This window comes from Nocardia nova, assembly GCF_002933465.1.
In the GTDB taxonomy this organism is placed as follows: Bacteria; Actinomycetota; Actinomycetes; order Mycobacteriales; family Mycobacteriaceae; genus Nocardia; species Nocardia nova_B.
Genome location: NZ_PSZE01000007.1, coordinates 89,608 through 105,823, shown reverse-complemented (window position 1 = coordinate 105,823; position 16,216 = coordinate 89,608). Strand labels below are relative to the sequence as shown.

15 protein-coding genes are annotated in these 16,216 nt (G+C 68.6%); 6 read left to right on the top strand and 9 right to left on the bottom strand.

Annotated features, from left to right (window positions below; all coding sequences use genetic code 11):
• Positions 1 to 15: 15 nt before the first annotated feature.
• Both C5E41_RS10845 and C5E41_RS10840 read right to left on the bottom strand, forming a co-directional pair.
• A complete protein-coding gene (locus tag C5E41_RS10845) occupies positions 16 to 1,146 on the bottom strand; it encodes a hypothetical protein (protein ID WP_104375692.1) in 1,131 nt (376 codons plus the stop codon).
• The gene (locus C5E41_RS10840; RefSeq protein WP_104375691.1) at positions 1,143 to 2,291 is read right to left on the bottom strand and encodes a phosphotransferase family protein; all 1,149 of its coding nucleotides are present in this window, start codon (positions 2,289 to 2,291) and stop codon (positions 1,143 to 1,145) included. The genes C5E41_RS10845 and C5E41_RS10840 overlap by 4 nt, the downstream gene beginning before the upstream one ends.
• Positions 2,292 to 2,680: 389 nt before the next feature.
• Between C5E41_RS10840 and C5E41_RS10835 the strand changes: the two genes are divergently transcribed.
• A complete protein-coding gene (locus tag C5E41_RS10835) occupies positions 2,681 to 4,021 on the top strand; it encodes a DoxX family protein (protein ID WP_258080889.1) in 1,341 nt (446 codons plus the stop codon).
• Positions 4,022 to 4,023: 2 nt separating this feature from the next.
• Here the strand turns inward: C5E41_RS10835 and C5E41_RS10830 are convergent, their stop codons facing one another.
• Positions 4,024 to 4,992: a poly(ethylene terephthalate) hydrolase family protein gene (locus C5E41_RS10830; RefSeq protein ID WP_146097515.1), complete on the bottom strand. Its 969-nt coding sequence runs from the start codon at positions 4,990 to 4,992 to the stop codon at positions 4,024 to 4,026.
• A gap of 87 nt (positions 4,993 to 5,079) precedes the next feature.
• Here C5E41_RS10830 and C5E41_RS10825 point away from each other — a divergent pair, with 87 nt between their 5' ends.
• The 4 genes from C5E41_RS10825 to C5E41_RS10810 all read left to right on the top strand — a co-directional run bounded on the left by C5E41_RS10825 (position 5,080) and on the right by C5E41_RS10810 (position 9,159).
• Entirely contained in the window at positions 5,080 to 5,487 is a 408-nt protein-coding gene (locus C5E41_RS10825; protein WP_063014887.1) for a PPOX class F420-dependent oxidoreductase, read from the top strand.
• A 194-nt stretch (positions 5,488 to 5,681) separates the two neighbouring features.
• On the top strand, positions 5,682 to 6,236 hold the full coding sequence (locus C5E41_RS10820) for an LGFP repeat-containing protein (protein ID WP_104375689.1): 555 nt from the start codon (positions 5,682 to 5,684) through the stop codon (positions 6,234 to 6,236).
• 70 nt (positions 6,237 to 6,306) lie between these two features.
• Positions 6,307 to 7,566: a uroporphyrinogen-III C-methyltransferase gene (gene cobA / locus C5E41_RS10815; RefSeq protein ID WP_104375688.1), complete on the top strand. Its 1,260-nt coding sequence runs from the start codon at positions 6,307 to 6,309 to the stop codon at positions 7,564 to 7,566.
• A gap of 132 nt (positions 7,567 to 7,698) precedes the next feature.
• On the top strand, positions 7,699 to 9,159 hold the full coding sequence (locus C5E41_RS10810; protein ID WP_104375687.1) for an MFS transporter: 1,461 nt from the start codon (positions 7,699 to 7,701) through the stop codon (positions 9,157 to 9,159).
• Positions 9,160 to 9,184: 25 nt separating this feature from the next.
• On the opposite strand, the gene C5E41_RS10805 is transcribed toward C5E41_RS10810, so the two are convergent.
• The 3 genes from C5E41_RS10805 to yaaA all read right to left on the bottom strand — a co-directional run bounded on the left by C5E41_RS10805 (position 9,185) and on the right by yaaA (position 12,482).
• Entirely contained in the window at positions 9,185 to 9,580 is a 396-nt protein-coding gene (locus C5E41_RS10805) for an ankyrin repeat domain-containing protein (protein ID WP_258080888.1), read from the bottom strand.
• Between the two features lie 101 nt (positions 9,581 to 9,681).
• Positions 9,682 to 11,505, bottom strand: a complete 1,824-nt coding sequence (locus C5E41_RS34435) for a three-helix bundle dimerization domain-containing protein (RefSeq protein ID WP_219823135.1) — start codon at positions 11,503 to 11,505, stop codon at positions 9,682 to 9,684.
• A gap of 212 nt (positions 11,506 to 11,717) precedes the next feature.
• Entirely contained in the window at positions 11,718 to 12,482 is a 765-nt protein-coding gene (gene yaaA / locus C5E41_RS10795) for a peroxide stress protein YaaA (protein WP_104375685.1), read from the bottom strand.
• Positions 12,483 to 12,540: 58 nt separating this feature from the next.
• Between yaaA and C5E41_RS10790 the strand changes: the two genes are divergently transcribed.
• Positions 12,541 to 14,298, top strand: coding sequence for a proline--tRNA ligase (locus tag C5E41_RS10790; RefSeq protein ID WP_104375684.1), 1,758 nt, complete (start codon positions 12,541 to 12,543; stop codon positions 14,296 to 14,298).
• 54 nt (positions 14,299 to 14,352) lie between these two features.
• On the opposite strand, the gene C5E41_RS10785 is transcribed toward C5E41_RS10790, so the two are convergent.
• From C5E41_RS10785 to C5E41_RS34975, 3 genes are all read right to left on the bottom strand, one after another.
• Complete coding sequence (locus tag C5E41_RS10785) at positions 14,353 to 14,781, bottom strand: hypothetical protein (protein ID WP_104375683.1); 429 nt, start codon at positions 14,779 to 14,781, stop codon at positions 14,353 to 14,355.
• Positions 14,782 to 14,912: 131 nt separating this feature from the next.
• Positions 14,913 to 15,344: a ferritin-like domain-containing protein gene (locus C5E41_RS34980; RefSeq protein ID WP_258080887.1), complete on the bottom strand. Its 432-nt coding sequence runs from the start codon at positions 15,342 to 15,344 to the stop codon at positions 14,913 to 14,915.
• Positions 15,341 to 15,880, bottom strand: a complete 540-nt coding sequence (locus C5E41_RS34975) for a hypothetical protein (protein ID WP_258080886.1) — start codon at positions 15,878 to 15,880, stop codon at positions 15,341 to 15,343. The genes C5E41_RS34980 and C5E41_RS34975 overlap by 4 nt, the downstream gene beginning before the upstream one ends.
• Positions 15,881 to 16,216: the final 336 nt, after the last annotated feature.

The window sequence follows — 16,216 nt, the reverse complement described above, 5'->3', positions numbered from 1 at the left end:
CGGAGCGGGTGCGAGTTACGGCGCGACCGAGGTCCAATCGGCGAAGCCGGTGGGGTCGTGGCGGCCGAGGCTGCCGTGTTCGAACAGTCCCCAGCCCTCGGCGTCGCCGCACCGTGCCTGTCCGACGTGGTCGATCACACCCCATGGAATGCGCCCGGCCACCGCCGGATCCGTCAGGTCGTAGCTGCTGCTCGACGACCAGCCGAGGCCCTTCCACTGGCCGTGCAGCCAATCCGGATCGCCGCCGTAGCCGCAGCCGATATGCAGCGGAATGCAGGTGTGGGCGTGTACCTCCACGGTGAGCGGCGAGCCGTCGCCGGCGGTCATATCGAGCCGTGCGGATACCGGAATTCGTGTGCCGGAACGGTATTCGATGTGAATGCGGGGCCAGCCGAGCTGTTCGACCCGACCGTCCGGCCACACCCGCACGGCGTCGTTGAGGGTGCGGAAGCCGTCCGGACTCTCCTGCACGATGACCACGATCGCGAAGTCGTCGAAGCGCAGTGGGACATACAGCCACCAGAATCCGGCGGCCGGTTCGCTCGCATCGCGCCCGGGTGGTTCGGCCTCACCGACCGGCCGGATACCCCAGGACCGGTCGCGGGTCCCCATCCAGACGTCGGGGTCCACGGCGATGTCGTCGCCGTCGACGTGCAGCGTCCCCGACCAGGAGCCGACCTGGGCGAACCGGGAGGCGTCGATGATCGGCCGGCTGCCGGTGTGGATGAGATGCGGCTGCTCTTGGACCGCGGGGAACGAACCGTCCCAGGTCAGGTCGAAGGACAGATCGTCGTGCTCGCAGATCACCCGGACGCGCCGCAGCGGTTCGATCACCTCGATCCGATAGCCGCCGACGCTCAGGTTCAGGTCGCGCGGTGGCAGTGCGTCCGAGAACCGGACCGTGCGCTGGGTATCGCCACGGCGCACCGCGGCGTAGGCGTCGATCACGCCGAGATTCGGATAAACGCCGAAGCCGGTGACCAGTATCGTGCCGCCGCCACGGTCGTGAGCGTTGAAGTAGTTGCGGTCGTAGAAGTTACGATCGGTGGTGGCCGCGCGCGCCAGCGACAGCGGCGTCTGGTGCACCGGATATTCGTCCAGCGGAACCGGCGCCTGCTGGGCCGGATGTCCGTCGATGCCTGTCATCGGTCTCCTCGGTCCCACTGGTAGGTGCCGTTGAGCAGGGCCTCGAGGGCCGCTCGGTGCATCACGTAGTCGTCCCGGTCGTCGGTGTCGGTGTCCTCGCCGAAGTGGATCATCCGCCGTTTGATGCGCGCCATCACGATGCCGTGCCGCAGCGCGGCGTAGACCAGGTACCACTCCAGATCTCGCAGGCGGTGGCCGGTGAGATCCTCGTAGCGCGCGACCACGTCGTCGCGGCGCAGGTAGTCCGGCAGGCCGGGCTGGTCGAAGCGGGTGGCGATGTCCTGGAAGAAGCGATGGATGAAGATCAGCCACGCCACGTCGAGTTCCCGCGGGCCGAGCGTGGCCATCTCCCAGTCCAGCACCGCGACCGGGTCGAATTCGTCGAAGATGATGTTGCCCGGCCGGGCGTCGCCCCAGTTCAGTACGTCGGGCCCCGGATCGGCGGGCCAGTGCTGTTCGAGCCAGTCGAAACCGCGCTCCAGCAACGGGATTCGATACCCGTCGTCGGCGAGCGCCCACCGGTACCAGTGGCGCTGGGCATCGAAATGCCGGCGCAGCGACGAGCCCGCGCCGGCCAGGGCGGGGAATGTCGCGGCCGGGTCGGCGATGGCGTGGACCCTCGCGATGATGTCGACCGTGGCGTGGGTGATCCGCATCCGCTGCTGCGGCGTGGCGTCGAAGACCCAGCCGACGAAGACGTAGGGCGGATTGTCCTCCGGAATCCGCCCGTTGACCCGCTCCATCACGAAGAACGGCGTGCCGAGCACGGATTCGTCCGGCTCGAACCAGCACAGTCGCGGCACCGGCACATCGCTGTGCGCGCCGACACCGGCCATCACCGCGTACTGGGTGTCGAGGTCGTAATTCTCGAAGACCGGGAACGAGCCCTCCTCGGGCGGCATCCGTGCCACATAGGAGCCGGTCTCCGTGCGGCCGTCGCGCTCCCAGCTCGCCTCGAACATTACCGAGGAACTGGACATGCCGCCCGCCTGTGGCCGCGACAGCCCCGTGACCACCGGCGCGGTGGTGGCGGTGAGCTTGCCTGCCAGCCACCGGGTGAGTCGCTCGGCGAGTTCGTCGAGATCGCGAGCGCTGGTGGTCAGTTGCCGCCGCTGCCCGGGGTCGGTATCGGATTCGCCCGACATTGCGGACCTCCTGACGTGATGAAAACCTCTGTGCGTCAACTCTTCACGCACCGGCACGGCGATATCCGGCCCGGCGCGGGCGGCGTGTGGATGAAATGTAACGCGTTCTAATGCGCGGTGGTGCGAAATCGGCGGCGAATTTCCGCCGTTCCACTGACCGGGACCCGGTTTGCCCACGGTGCGCGTGATCGGTGCGGGGACCACCGACCCTGACATTCGTGCCGCCACGTACGCCGCGCGGAGTACCGCCGAATCGGGGTCCGGCCCTGAGGACTTTCGCCGCGGGCCCCCGTAACGTCGTGCACCGATCCGCGCACCCCGGTCGCTTCGGCGCCGGCGGCATTGCCTTGCGCCGGACCATTCGGGGAGAGGAGTGGGTAGCGAGTGTCATGGTGGCGCAAGCCGAACCGCGGCAGCGGGAGCACGAATCCGAGACGGCGGCGGGCTGGAAACCGCTCACCCGGGTGGCTTTTCGGTTCACATTCCTGTACTTCGGGCTGTTCTGCCTGATCTATCCGCAGATCGTCTTCGCCTTCAGCGGCTGGTTCGGCCGCTGGCTCGACGCCGACGCGGTGCTGTGGCAACCGCGCTTGCTGCGCCCGGTGCTGCAGTGGGTGGGCCGCACGGTTTTCGGAGTGCATCCGGTGCTGAGTCCCAACGGCAGCGGTGATCAGACGATTCTGTGGGTGCTGGTGTTCTGCGTCCTGGTCGTCGCCGTCGCGGGCACGCTGATCTGGACGCTGCTGGACCGTCGCCGCACCGATTACCGGCGGCTGGCCGGCTGGTTCCTGCTATTCCTCCGGTTGTGTGTGGCCGGTCAGATGCTCAACTACGGGTTCGCGAAGGTCATCCCCACGCAGATGCCCGAACCGACGCTGTCGACGCTGCTGGAGCCGTACGGCAATCTGACCCCGATGGGGGTGCTGTGGAATCAGGTCGGAATGAGCCCGGCCTACGAGATTCTGCTCGGGTCCGCGGAATTGCTGGCCGGGATACTGCTGTTCGTTCCGCGCACGGCGACGGTGGGCGCGATGCTGACGCTGGTGAGCATGGCGCAGGTCTTCGTGCTGAACATGACCTTCGACGTGCCGGTCAAGATCCTGTCCGGGCATCTGATGCTGATGTCGATGGTGTTGCTCGCGCCGCAGGCGCGGCGGCTGCTGGATGTGCTGGTGCTCGATCGCCCGGTCGCACGCTCGACGGCGCCGTACCCGTTCCGCACCCGCCGGGCACGATGGGTCGCGGCGCTGGTGCAGGTCGGTATCGGGGTCTGGGTGGCGGTGGCCCTGGTTCACGTGAGCCTGCGGTTGTGGGACGAGGGCCCTGGCCGGACGAAACCGCCGCTGTACGGCATCTGGCAGGTCGACGAATTCAGTCGCGACGGGCAGCCGGTTGCGCCGCTGCTCACGGACCCGGACCGGTGGCAGCGCGCGGTATTCGACTTCGCCGGCGTCATGCGGTATCAGCGGATGGACGGGACTTTGGTGCCCATGCAGGTGCGAGTCGACACCGGTGCACACCGTCTGGACCTGCGTGCCGTGCCCGCTACCGCGGGGCACTCCGTGACCGCCGGCGGCTTCGCGTACGACCAGCAGGGCCCGGACCGGCTGCGGTTCACCGGAGATCTGGACGGTCATCCGGTGACGGTGACCTTCCGGCGTCAGGACCCGGACGCCTTCCCGCAGCGCAGCCGCGGCTTCCACTGGATCCAGGACGCGCCCGGGGAGTGAGATCAGCCTGCCGCCGCGCCGATCTGGTTGGCCCAGTGCGGATTCGGGGCGTAGAACTCCCCGGTGCCGGGGGCGAAGGCGGCCGCCGCCCCGGCGCATCCCCACAGCCGGGCCACCAGCCAGGCGGTCGGATAGCCGAGGTAGCCGTACACGCCCGCGGTACACGGCGACGAGGCCCGGGCGCAGTCCGGTTGCCCTTGGACGTCGTTGTGATTGGGGCCGACCAATGTGCCCCACACCTTCGTCACCGAGGCCGGGGTGGCCTCGTAGTAGTCCTGGTTGGACTGCAGGCCCGGAAGTGCCCACAGCTTCTGCGAGGGGGAGATCAGCGCGTCGTCGGAGCCGTTGACGAAGAACACCGAACCGCCGCCGATGCGGCGAGTGTCGGTGCAGCTCAACCTGTTCGAGCAGAACGACTGGGCGGGCAACTCGATCGGCACGGCGGTGCGAATCAACCCGCCGGAATCGATCATCGCGTTGAGCACCCCGGTGGCACCTTGGGAATGACCGACGGCGCCGATCGCCGAGGTGTCGAGCCGATCGTGGAACACGCTCGCCGGATCGGCGGCCCGATCGACGAGGTATCGCGCCGCCCCGGCGATGTCGACGCCCGTGCCGGTACTGCGATTCTCGGTCGCGATCACCACGAATCCCCACGAGGCCAGATGCCGCAGCAGATAGGCGTACTGGCGAGGTTGGGCGGCCGTGCCGTTACCCCAGGTGATGATCGGATGGCGCGGGCCGCGCGCGGCCACATCGGTCGGATACCAGATGTCGTAGGCGGCGCCGGTGCTGTCGCAGCAGCCGAATTCGTACTGCTCGGTGACCTGCCACGGGCCGGGCTCCAGGTAGCGGGCCTCGGTCGGGCCGTTCGCGTGATAGGGGTCGGCCGCATACGCGGTGGCCGCCACAGCGGCGGCGACCGCGACCGTCACCAGCACCGTCAGAACCTGCAGCACCGCTCGTCGCATGTTCGCAGCATAGAACCGCGCCGACACACCATGACGCAACGACGGCCGGTGGGAATGAGTGTGCGTGGCGTCCGGTTGTGCCGTGGCATGGGTGTAGAACTCTCCGACGACCTGAAGAAGATCCTCGACGACACAAAGGTTTTCGCCACGCTCGCGACGATCGGCCGTGACGGGCAGCCGCATCTGACCGTCACCTGGCTGCTCCGTGAGGGGGAGGAGTTGGTGTATTCCACCACCGTGTCGCGTCAGCAATACAAGAATGTGGTGCGCGACCCGCGAGTGACGATCATGATCAACCCGCCGGACAATCCGTACGTCTATGCCGAGATCCGCGGCACCGCCACTGTCGTTCCCGATCCGGAGAAGGCTCTGCCCGATCGGCTGTCGGTGAAATACACCGGCCTGCCCTACATCGAATTCAATCCCGCCTCGGTCGACGACGCCGAGCGAGTGGTCGTGCGGGTGACCCCGGAACGGATCAACGGCCGGCTCTGATGCGACCGAATTCACCTCGTGTGATTTTGTGAGATGAGTCTCGACTGTGATACAGCGAGCGTTGCAGAGCCGGTGTAACCCCTGCAGGATGGCGGGAGCGGCAGCTTCCGTCGCGCCAACTTCGCAGGTAGAGGGAGTTTCTCTTGGCTTCGTCAGGTCGCAGACAGAGTAGACGCACAACGCGCCGGGCCGGGATGCGTGCGGCAGCCGCGGGTGCCGCCGCATTGGCGTTGCTCACCGGCACGGGCGCCGGTGTGGCCGCCGCCCGGCCCGTCGGTGCGTTCGACGTCGGCGGGGCGATCGAGAAGGAATACGACCGCGCCGGCGGCGCCGCCTTCTTCGGCAACCCGACCGGACCGGAATCCGACGCGAAGGGCGGCAAATTCCAGGTCTTCGACCGCGGCTGCTCGATCTACTGGTCCGTGGGCACCGACGCCCATGCGATCTGCGGCCTGATCCGCGACAAATGGGCCTCGATGGGCTGGGAGAACAGCGCCCTCGGCTTCCCGCTCACCGACGAGGCTCAGGCGGGCAAGGACGGCAAGGCCCGCTTCAACCAGTTCCCCGGCGGCGTGATCTTCTGGTCGGCGAGTACCGGCGCGCACCCGGTCTGGGGCTCGATTCTGGGGATCTGGAACGGCAACAACGCCGACCGCGGCCGCTACGGTCTGCCCACCAGCGACGAATACGACTACAACGGCGGCAAGGCCCAGGATTTCCAGGGCGGCCGGATCACCTGGCAGCCCTGATCTTCCCGGCCCGCGGCGTCGCGACGGGTGATTGCGGAGTTCACCCGGCCACACCGTAGGCTGAAACCTTGTGCCGAATACGACAGACGACCAGCAATCCGGTGACCCGAACTATGTCGTCGGGCTCGATCTGGCCGGCCGCCGCGTCGTCGTCGTGGGTGGCGGCTCGGTAGCCCAGCGCCGGCTCGGGCTGCTCATCGCCAGCGGAGCCGATATCGAGGTGATCAGCCGGACGGTCACCCCCGCGGTGGAGGCGATGGCCACTTCCGGTCAATTGCGCATCTCGCTGCGGGCCTACGCCGACGGCGATCTCGACGGTGCCTGGTACGCGATCGCCTGCACCGACGAGGCCGAGACGAATGCGGCTGTGGTCGAGGAGGCCACCCGCCGCCGCATCTTCTGCGTGCGCGCCGACAATGCCCGGCTCGGCACCGCCGTGACTCCGGCCAGCGCCCGCTACGACGGGCTGACGCTCGCGGTGCTGGCCAGTGGACGACACCGTCGTTCGGCCGCGGTGCGAACCGCGCTGCTGGAGGCGCTGCAATCGGGCGCGGTCATCGACGACTCCGAGCCCGTGGCACCCGGTGTCGCGCTGGTCGGCGGCGGTCCGGGAGACCCCGATCTGATCACCGTGCGCGGCCGCCGGCTGCTGGCCCGCGCCGATCTGGTCGTCGCCGACCGGCTGGCGCCGCCGGAACTGCTCGCCGAACTCGGACCGCATGTGGAGGTCGTCGACGCGGCGAAGATCCCGTACGGCCGGGCGATGGCGCAGGAGGCGATCAACACCGCCCTCGTCGAGGGTGCCAAGGCGGGCAAATTCGTGGTCCGGCTCAAGGGCGGCGACCCGTACGTGTTCGGCCGCGGCTACGAGGAACTCGAGGCGTGCGTGGACGCCGGGGTACCGGTGACCGTGGTTCCCGGCGTTACCTCCGCGATCTCGGTGCCCGCGCTGGCCGGCATCCCGGTGACCCACCGCGGTGTCACTCACGAATTCGTGGTGGTGAGCGGGCACATTCCGCCCGATCACCCGGATTCGCTGGTGGACTGGCCGGCCCTGGCCCGGTTGCGCGGCACCCTCGTGCTGCTGATGGGGGTGGAACGCATCGAGAAGTTCGCCGCCGCACTCATCGACGGTGGCCGCCCCGCCGATACGCCCGTCACCGTCGTCCAGGAGGGCAGCCTGCGCACCCAGCGGATCGTGCGCGCGGATCTGTCCACGGTCGCCGAACGCGTCCGCGCCGAGGGCATCCGGCCGCCGGCAATCATCGTCATCGGCCCGACCGCGGGCTTCACCGCGGGCACGCCGGATGCCGTCGAGCAGGCCGGTTAGCCCCGCGGTGCGTGCCCGGGACAGGGGCACGGGCCGCTCGAGCGACCCGCGGAAAGCGCGAGTACGCGTGGGGCTGGCCGGCTCCGATATCCGTTACAGTGAGTCACTGTGCTCGATAACCCCGCTGCGACGATGCGATATCCGGTGACGAAGCGGGCCTTCGGGCTGCCGATCCTGGTCCTGTCCGGCCTGCAGTTGATGGTCGTGCTGGACGGCACGGTCGTGATCCTGGCCCTGCCCGCCCTGCAACGTCATCTGGGCCTGACCAGTTCGGGCAGTGCGTGGACGGTGACCGCCTACGGGCTCACCTACGGCGGGCTGATGCTGCTCGGTGGACGCCTCGGCGACTCGTTCGGTCGCAAAAAGATGCTGCTGCTGGGTGTTTCGTTCTTCACGCTGGCGTCGCTGCTGTGTGGGCTGGCGCAGAACGAGATCATGTTGATCGGCGCGCGCGCCCTGCAGGGCACCGGCGCGGCGATCGCCGCACCCGTGGCGATGGCGCTGGTCGTCAGTACCTTCGCGCCCGGACCGCCGCGCAATCAGGCGATCGCCATCTTCGGGTCGATGATGGGCGTGGGTTCGGTCGGCGGTCTCGTCGTCGGCGGCGCCCTCGCCGAATGGAACTGGCGGCTGATCTTCCTGATCAACGTGCCGATCGGGCTGTTGATCATCCTGGGCGCGTCGTTCCAGCTGCACGATTCGGCCCATCAACGACTGCCCCTGGACGTGCGCGGCGCCTTCCTCGGCACCCTGGGCTGCGTCGGCGTGGTGTTCGGTGCGACCGAGGGGCCCGACCTCGGCTGGACCAGCCCGTATGTCATCGGCGCGCTGATCGCCGGCTTGCTGCTGCTGGTGGCGTTCGTGCTGTCCGAACGGTCCGCCGTCAATCCGCTGTTGCCGCTCAACCTCTTCCGCGATCGCGACCGCTCGATCACGTTCATCGCGCTGCTGCTGGGTTCCGGCGTCCTCGGGGCGATGACGTATTTCGTCGCGCAGTTCCTGCAGAACGTCGTCGGATACAGTCCGCTCGTCGCCGGTCTGGCCTCGATACCGTTCACGATCGGCGCCGGCATCGGTACCGGCGTGGCTTCCAAGGCGGCGTTGATGATCCGGCCGCGGTGGCTGCTGGCGGGGGCGGCGGCCGTCCTGGCCGGAGCCCTGTTCTTCGGCTCGACCCTGGATCGCTCCGTCGAATATCTGCCGACGCTGCTGGTGCTGCTGGCGGTGGTCGGTATGGCGATCGGTTTCGTGATCGTGGTCGGACCGCTGTGCCTGCTGGTGGGGGTACCGGTGAACGAGGTCGGCCCGCTGTCGGCGATCGGCCAGATGATCCTCACCCTCGGCACCCCGTTCGCGGTCGGCCTGCTGACGCCGCTGGCGGCCTCGCGCACGCTGTCACTCGGCGGTCGCACCGATCGGACCTCGAATCTGACGCCCACCGAAATCGCGGCGCTGTCCAGCGGTTACACCTTTGTGTTGTTCATTTGCGCGATCGGCGCGGTGATCATCGGGCTGCTGGTGCTCACTCTGCGCTACACGCCGCAGCAACTCGCTCAAGCCCAGCACGCGCAGGAGGAAGCGCAGCAGGTTTAAGGCGTCTCAGCGCCAATCCAGGATCTCAGCGGCGATCGAACAGTTCCAGCAATTCGGTTCTGCCGAAGACGGTCGCCGATTCCCGAGCCGACGGCGTGCCCGCGTCCGGATCGGCACCGGCTGCCAGCAGGGCCTTCAGAATGTCGTCCTCGCCCTTGAACACCGCTCCCGCGGCCGGGGTCTGGCCGCGGTCGTTGGCGCGATCGGGGTCCGCGCCGCGTTCGAGCAGTGCGGACACGGCTGCCTGCTGCCCGTGGTAGGCGGCCAGCATCAGCAACGTGTCGCCGTTGTCGTTGCTCAGATTCACCGGGACACCCGCGTCGATATACGCCGCGAGCGTCGCGGCCTCGCCCGTGCGGGCCAGCTCGAAGAGCTTGGTCGCCAGTTCGACCAGGTCCGGATCCACACCGTCGGTAGCCACGGGCCATTACTACCACGGCCGGGGCGACGGTCCGGCGACCTGCCTTTCGATCGGCCCGGCGTGCGGTGCCCGATCGGTGGGGTCTCGCAGTGGGCGGCCGATCAGTTGTAGGAGCGCGCGACCCCGTCGAGAAGGTGTTCCAGGGTGTCGTAGGTCGGAGTGTCGACGACGTCGACCACATCCGGGGCGACCGGAATGTGGTGTTCGGCGGTGACGGCGCTGAACTGGGACGGATCGGCCGTGCGGAAGCCGTGCTCGGCCGCCAGGCGCTGCAGTTCCGGATCGGTGCTCAGCAGCTGTCCGACCCGGTCGCCGGCGGCGGTCAGCGGGACCAGCGTGTGCCGGGACAGGACCGTCGGAGACGGGTACAACATCACCGCGTCGGCGGGCAGCTTGCCGGCGACGGCGGCCTCCACGAACTGCGATTCGTAGCCCCACACCATGGGCGTGGGACCCATTCCGGCGGCGAGATATTCGCCGAACGGACCCGCGCTGGAATTCTCGGTGTACCCCTGTTTGGTGAACAGCCGCGAGACCTTCGACAGCACGAAATTCTCGGCGGCAGGACCCTGCACGATCGCATCGTCGTTGGCGACGTAGGCGGCCACCGCCAGATACATCGCCGCCGAATTGGAGGTCCGCGGATCGGTGGTCGAGATCAACACGCTCTTGCGCACCGGATAGGCGGTGTTGCCCTCCAGTTGATCCCACTGGGTGCCTTGCTGAGTGAGATCGAGATACCGCCGCATATCGAAGGCGGGCACAGTCCCCGGACGGGCGATTCCCGCGCGTGCGAGCAGGTCCACGAGCGGCCGGAAACTGGCGACCACCATCGGCGAGGAGAACGGCGTGTATTTCGCGGTGATCCCGCGTTCGCGCTGAATTCGTTCGGCGGCAAGGCTGCTCGACGGAAAGGCGAAGTCGTCGCCATCCAGCTTCACCGACGTCGCGATCTGCCGCGATCCGGCGGGGTCGACCTCCAGCCGAATCCCCTTGCGCGCCAGTGCGCCCACCACGCGCGGATCGGTGAAAAAGCCCATCTTCTCCGACCCGACCACGCCGTGCGCGGTGATCAGCGCGGGAGCGGGGGCGGGGGAGCCGCTGTCGCCGCCACGAAAGCCGAAGGCCACCACCAGCGCGACGACCACGACGACCACCGCAGCCGCTACGGCCAGGACCCGTGGCTGTCGCAATGCGGCTACCAGGCCCGCTGTGCCCGCTCCCGCGGAGGCCGGGCTCATCGCGGCCTGGGGGCCCGATTCTGGTTCGGTTGCAATGTCACTCGCGGACGGTGTGGCGGTTACGGTCTCCGGTTTCGTCGGTTCGACGGGGGAGTGGCCGGGTGCGGCGGCGACATCGGATGTCGCGGCAACCGCCGGCGATGCGAGATCTTTCCGCTCGACCGCCGTGGACTCGATCGGAGCCACAGCGGTTGCCGCGAGACGCGAATTGCGTTGGTCCGTACCGCTTTCGATGACGTCGGCATCGAGCCGGTCGGGGTCCGAGCTGTCGGCGGATGCGGGGCGGTCGGTACCCGGCGCGGGCTGCTGCGAGCCGGTCGTGTCGGCGGGCGAGGACCCGGCGCCGGATCCGGCCGCGGCGTCGATGGGCGCGGCGTCGGCGGTGTCCTCCTCGATCGAGGGCGCCGACACCCGTTCCGGAACAACCGGCGCATCCGCGTAGTCGAGTTCGTGCGAAGGGGCGTCGGCCTTGGGCTGTGGTGGCGTGTGCTGCAATTCGCGGCGCACGATGCGTTCCACCAGAATCGGCACGAAATCGCGCACGGCGTGGCCGTCGAAGCGCCGGCGCACCTGGTCGACCATTTCCTCTACCAATTCCGGGGAATGGCTGCTGCCGTAATGTCCGACCAGCCGATCGGTCAACTGACGCAGTGCCTTTTCTTCACGGTCGGTGGCGTCACCCACGCCGAACTCCTCGCCCAATCGCTTCCCAACGGCAGCGGTCGGCCGGCCGCGCCGAAATTACGATAGCGAGCCGGAATGCCCGTTCCGTGCCAGCGTGTTTCGGCCCGACGACCGTGAAACGCGCTGGTGGATGGGTGTTTTCCGGCGATTGTTCCCGTGGCTGGGCAGGCGCAATTCGGCTCGAATTACGTCGGCGGTCACCGAGAATTCACTCACGTGAGGACCAGCAGTTCGCTCGACGACGCGATTTCCACACGCAGCCCGGCCTTTTCGGCGATCCGCGCCAGTGCGCGGATATCGCCGGGCTCGGCGCGAGTCGACACCAGGGCCCGCGCCAGCAGCCCCTTGTGATGTTTGTTGAAATGGCTCACCACCGTACGGCTGCCGTCCGGGCGTTCGGTCAGTACGGTCGCGGTCACCGCGCCGGGCAGCCGCCCCAATTGCTGATAGGTCCCCGAACGCAAGTCGACGACCAGCTGACCGGCGGTCGCCTCCCGCAGTGCCGGGGCCAGCACCGGTTTCCACAACGACGCCAGCGTCGGCAGCCCCGGCAGTTTCGAACCGCCCGACAGCCGATACCCCGGAATCGCGTCCCCCGCGCGCACGACCCCGAACAGCGCCGAGCCGATCGCCAGCCGTGCCTCGGCGCGAGCGCGTTGCGTCTTGGTCAGCGAACCGGCGTCGAGCGCGTCGTAGAGCACTCCGGTATAGCGCCGCAGCGCCGGTGCGGTCGCGGCGGTCCGCAGCGACGCGTTGCGGGCGAGCGCGGTCCGCAAACCTTCCGCGCCCGCGCCGGTAGCCTTCCCCAGTCCCAATGCCACCCGCGCCGCCTCTGGGTGGGCGGACAATCCGATCAGCTCGCTGATCAGCTTGTCCCGCACCGCGGTGAGCTGCGGTAACCACAGGGAATCCAGATCGAGCGGACCGAGATTTCCGCCGTCGGACTTGGTTTCGGAAGGAGGCAGAATCACCAGCACGAGCGGATACGGTAATGCCCTGCAGGCATCCGGGCAGCAGCGGCTAGTCTGTGCATCCGTGATCACCCGTCTCTCGCACCTGTTCCTGCGCACCCTGCGCGACGATCCCGCCGACGCCGAGGTGCCCAGCCACAAACTTCTGGTCCGCGCCGGATACGTGCGCCGGATCGCGCCGGGCGTCTATTCGTGGTTGCCGCTGGGCTTGAAGGTGCTGCGCAAGATCGAGAACGTGGTGCGCCAGGAGATGGACGCGATCGGCGGCCAGGAGATTTCGCTGCCCGCGCTGCTGCCGCGCGAGCCGTACGAAACCACCAACCGCTGGACCGAATACGGCGACAGTCTTTTCCGCCTGCAGGATCGTAAGGGAGCCGACATGCTGCTCGGACCCACCCACGAGGAATTGTTCGCCCTGACGGTCAAAGGTGAATACAACTCCTACAAGGATCTGCCGGTCACGCTCTACCAGATTCAGACCAAGTATCGCGACGAAGAACGGCCGCGCGCCGGAATTCTGCGCGGACGCGAATTCGTCATGAAGGACTCGTATTCCTTCGATCTGGACGAGGACGGTCTGAAGGCCAGTTATGCCGCACACCGCCAGGCATATCAGCGGATCTTCGCCCGGCTCGGGGTCGAATACGTGATCGTCGCCGCCACCTCCGGTGCGATGGGCGGCAGCGCCTCGGAGGAATTCCTGGCCAGCAGCCCGATCGGCGAGGACACCTACGTGACCTGCCGCGAATCGGGATACGCGGCCAATGTGGAGGCCGTGGTGACGCCCGCGCCGCCGGAGATCCCGATCGAGGGGCAGCCGGCCGCCGTCGTGCACGACACGCCGGGCACACCGACCATCGCGTCCCTGGTCGACTGGGCCAACGACGCCGGTATCGCCGAACGGTACGGCCGCCCGGTGACCGCCGCCGACACCCTCAAGAACGTCATGGTGAAGCTGCGCCACCCCGACGGCAAGTCCGAGATCGTCGGCATCGGTGTGCCCGGTGACCGCGAGGTCGACGCCAAGCGGCTCGGTGCGAGCCTCGAGCCCGCCGAGGTGGAGTTGCTCACCGATGAGGATTTCGCCGCCAATCCGTTCCTGGTGAAGGGATACATCGGCCCGAAGGCGCTGCTGGACAACGGTGTTCGCTATCTTGTCGACCCGCGCGTGGTGACCGGCACGTCGTGGATCACCGGCGCCGACGCCTCCGGCAAACATGTCGTGGGACTCGTCGCGGGCCGCGATTTCACCCCCGACGGCACGATCGAGGCCGCCGAGGTGCGTGACGGTGACCCCTCGCCCGACGGCCGCGGTGTGCTGCACTCGGCGCGCGGTATCGAGATCGCCCACATCTTCCAGCTCGGCTACAAGTACACCGACGCCTTCGAGGTGGATGTGCTCGGTGAGAACGGCAAACCGGTCCGGCTCGTCCAGGGTTCCTACGGGGTCGGCGTGTCCCGGATGGTCGCGGTGATCGCGGAGCAGATGCACGACGAGAAGGGGCTGCGCTGGCCGGCCGAGGTCGCCCCCTTCGATGTGCATGTCGTCATCGCCAACAAGGACGAGGCGGCCCGCACCGGAGCCGAGGAGGTCGTCGCCGGTCTGGACGCTCAGGGCCTGGACGTCCTCTTCGACGACCGCACGGCCTCACCCGGCGTCAAGTTCAAGGATGCCGAATTGCTCGGTATGCCCTGGGTTCTCGTCATCGGCCGGGGCTGGGCCGACGGCAAGGTGGAGCTGCGTAATCGTTTCACCGGCGAATCCGAGGACATCCCGGCGGCCGCGGCGGTCGATACCGTGCTCGCGAAGATTCGCGGCTGATCGCTCGAGTGCACCCGGTCGCTCCGGCCGGGTGCATCCGGCTGGTGAACCGCGCTACGGCAACGGAAGGCAGGAGCTACCGGTGTTCAGGCCGCTGCCCACCACGTCGACGGTGATATAGCTGCTCGACGTGTAGTTTCCGGGTTTGAACTGCTGTGCCGTGATGTTCTGGCGTCCGGCGTATTTCGGCGTCCACGCCAGGGTGACCGTCCCGTTCTCGGGGTGGTAGACCGGCGTGCCCGCGATGGGTTCGCCGTTACCCGGAACCGAGCCGCCACTGTTGACGAAGGTCACCGTGCCGCCGTCCGGCACCGGGGTGTCGACCGTCGCGGTCAGCGTGTAGGAACAGCCGGTTCGCAATCCGTCCGGCCCGGCATCGACCTTCACGCCCGTGACGTCGGCGTCCGCCACGCTCACGGCGAGCAGCGATCCGAGCGCCCCTGCGGCCACCGCCGTACCGATCCGTCGTATCCCCACGGCCATTCCCGTTCTCCTTTCGACGTATCCCCGCGGCATCCGCCGCAGACCGAGATCACGCTACCGGTGCGGCGAGGAGCCGAGCGGTGCGCGGCGGCGGGGCGGCCGAATGGTCCTGTCCGGGCGCCGATCCGGGCTCAGGGCTGGCCGGGGAACGGTGTGGTCGCGGGATTCACGCCGAGAATCGACTGCCAGGTGGCCAGGCGGGTGGCGCATTCGGTGAGGGCCTCGATGCCGATGTGGCGGCGATCCGGGGTGGTGGAGTGTTCCACGACCGCCCGCCAGGCCACCGCCGTGTCGGTCTCCACGGTGACGGCGAGTTTGGCCGCGGGGATGGGATCGTCGACCGGAAACGGCGGGGTGTAGGCGGCGGCGGGCGCCGGGACACTCGCACCGGCCGCCTTCAGTGCGTCGACGGTGGCGTCGCGGCGGGCGCGGTGGGCCGCGGTGAACTCGGCGACGACCTTCGCGCGCTCCGGGGACGCGTAGGCCGCGATGAGGCCGTAGGCGTAGACCGCGGTGTATTCGGCGTTCAGCGCGTCGAGCAGCGCCTGCTGATCGGTACTCACGAGAGCACCACCGCCACCTGAGCGCCGCAGCAGGCGCTGATCGAGGCGAGCAGGCCGGCGCGGTATCCGGACTGGGTTGCGGCCAGTTCGGCCGCGGAGTGCTGGGAGTCGGTCAGCCGGGCCCGCAGCGCGGCGACGGTCGGCGGCGGGGTGGGGGCGGGAGGTTCGGCGACGGAAGGAGTCGCGGATTTCGGCTTGGTGCCGTCGCCGTATACGCCTGTCGCGCGGTCGATTTCGGTGCGCAGCGCATCGGCATGCTGGGCCCGCTGTGCGGCCACGACGGTCAGCGCGGCGGTGCGCTCCGGTGCGGCGGCGATGGCCGCCTTCGCCCACACTGCGTCGGTTCGCGCCGATTCCTCCTGCGACACAAGCACATCCGGTGCCGACGGCTTGTCGTCCGAACAGGCCGCGACCGCACTCACGGCAACGAGCGCGACCATGCCACCTCCGGCCGAGCGCAGCAGCGAGCGGCGGTCGAGGCGTGGGGGAACGGTCCGATCCGGCGGCACCGGAATCACATCGAGACGGCTGGGCACGCCTACATCGTGCCAGTGATCGCCACGCGCCCCCGCGCCCAGCCCGCCGACATGCCATGTTCGCGATCGTTCGCGCCGGGCCGGTCTCCTGTCCGCCCTGCTGAGCCCGGGTGCCACGGTGGTGCTCGCGCAGCGCGAGCGCGAGGTGGTCGAGGTGGGGCGCCGACAGCTCGGTCGGTGCGCGGTGGCCACCGGGCCCGGGTGGCCTCCAGACCCGCCGATGGATGCTTCCGAACGGACGCGGTGTGGCGCGGCGGCCGCTTCGTTCCGGCGAACCCGAGGCCGTCCGGCGGACCGTGGGCGCGCAGCCGAACCCGACCCGGGCCGACTCGACCG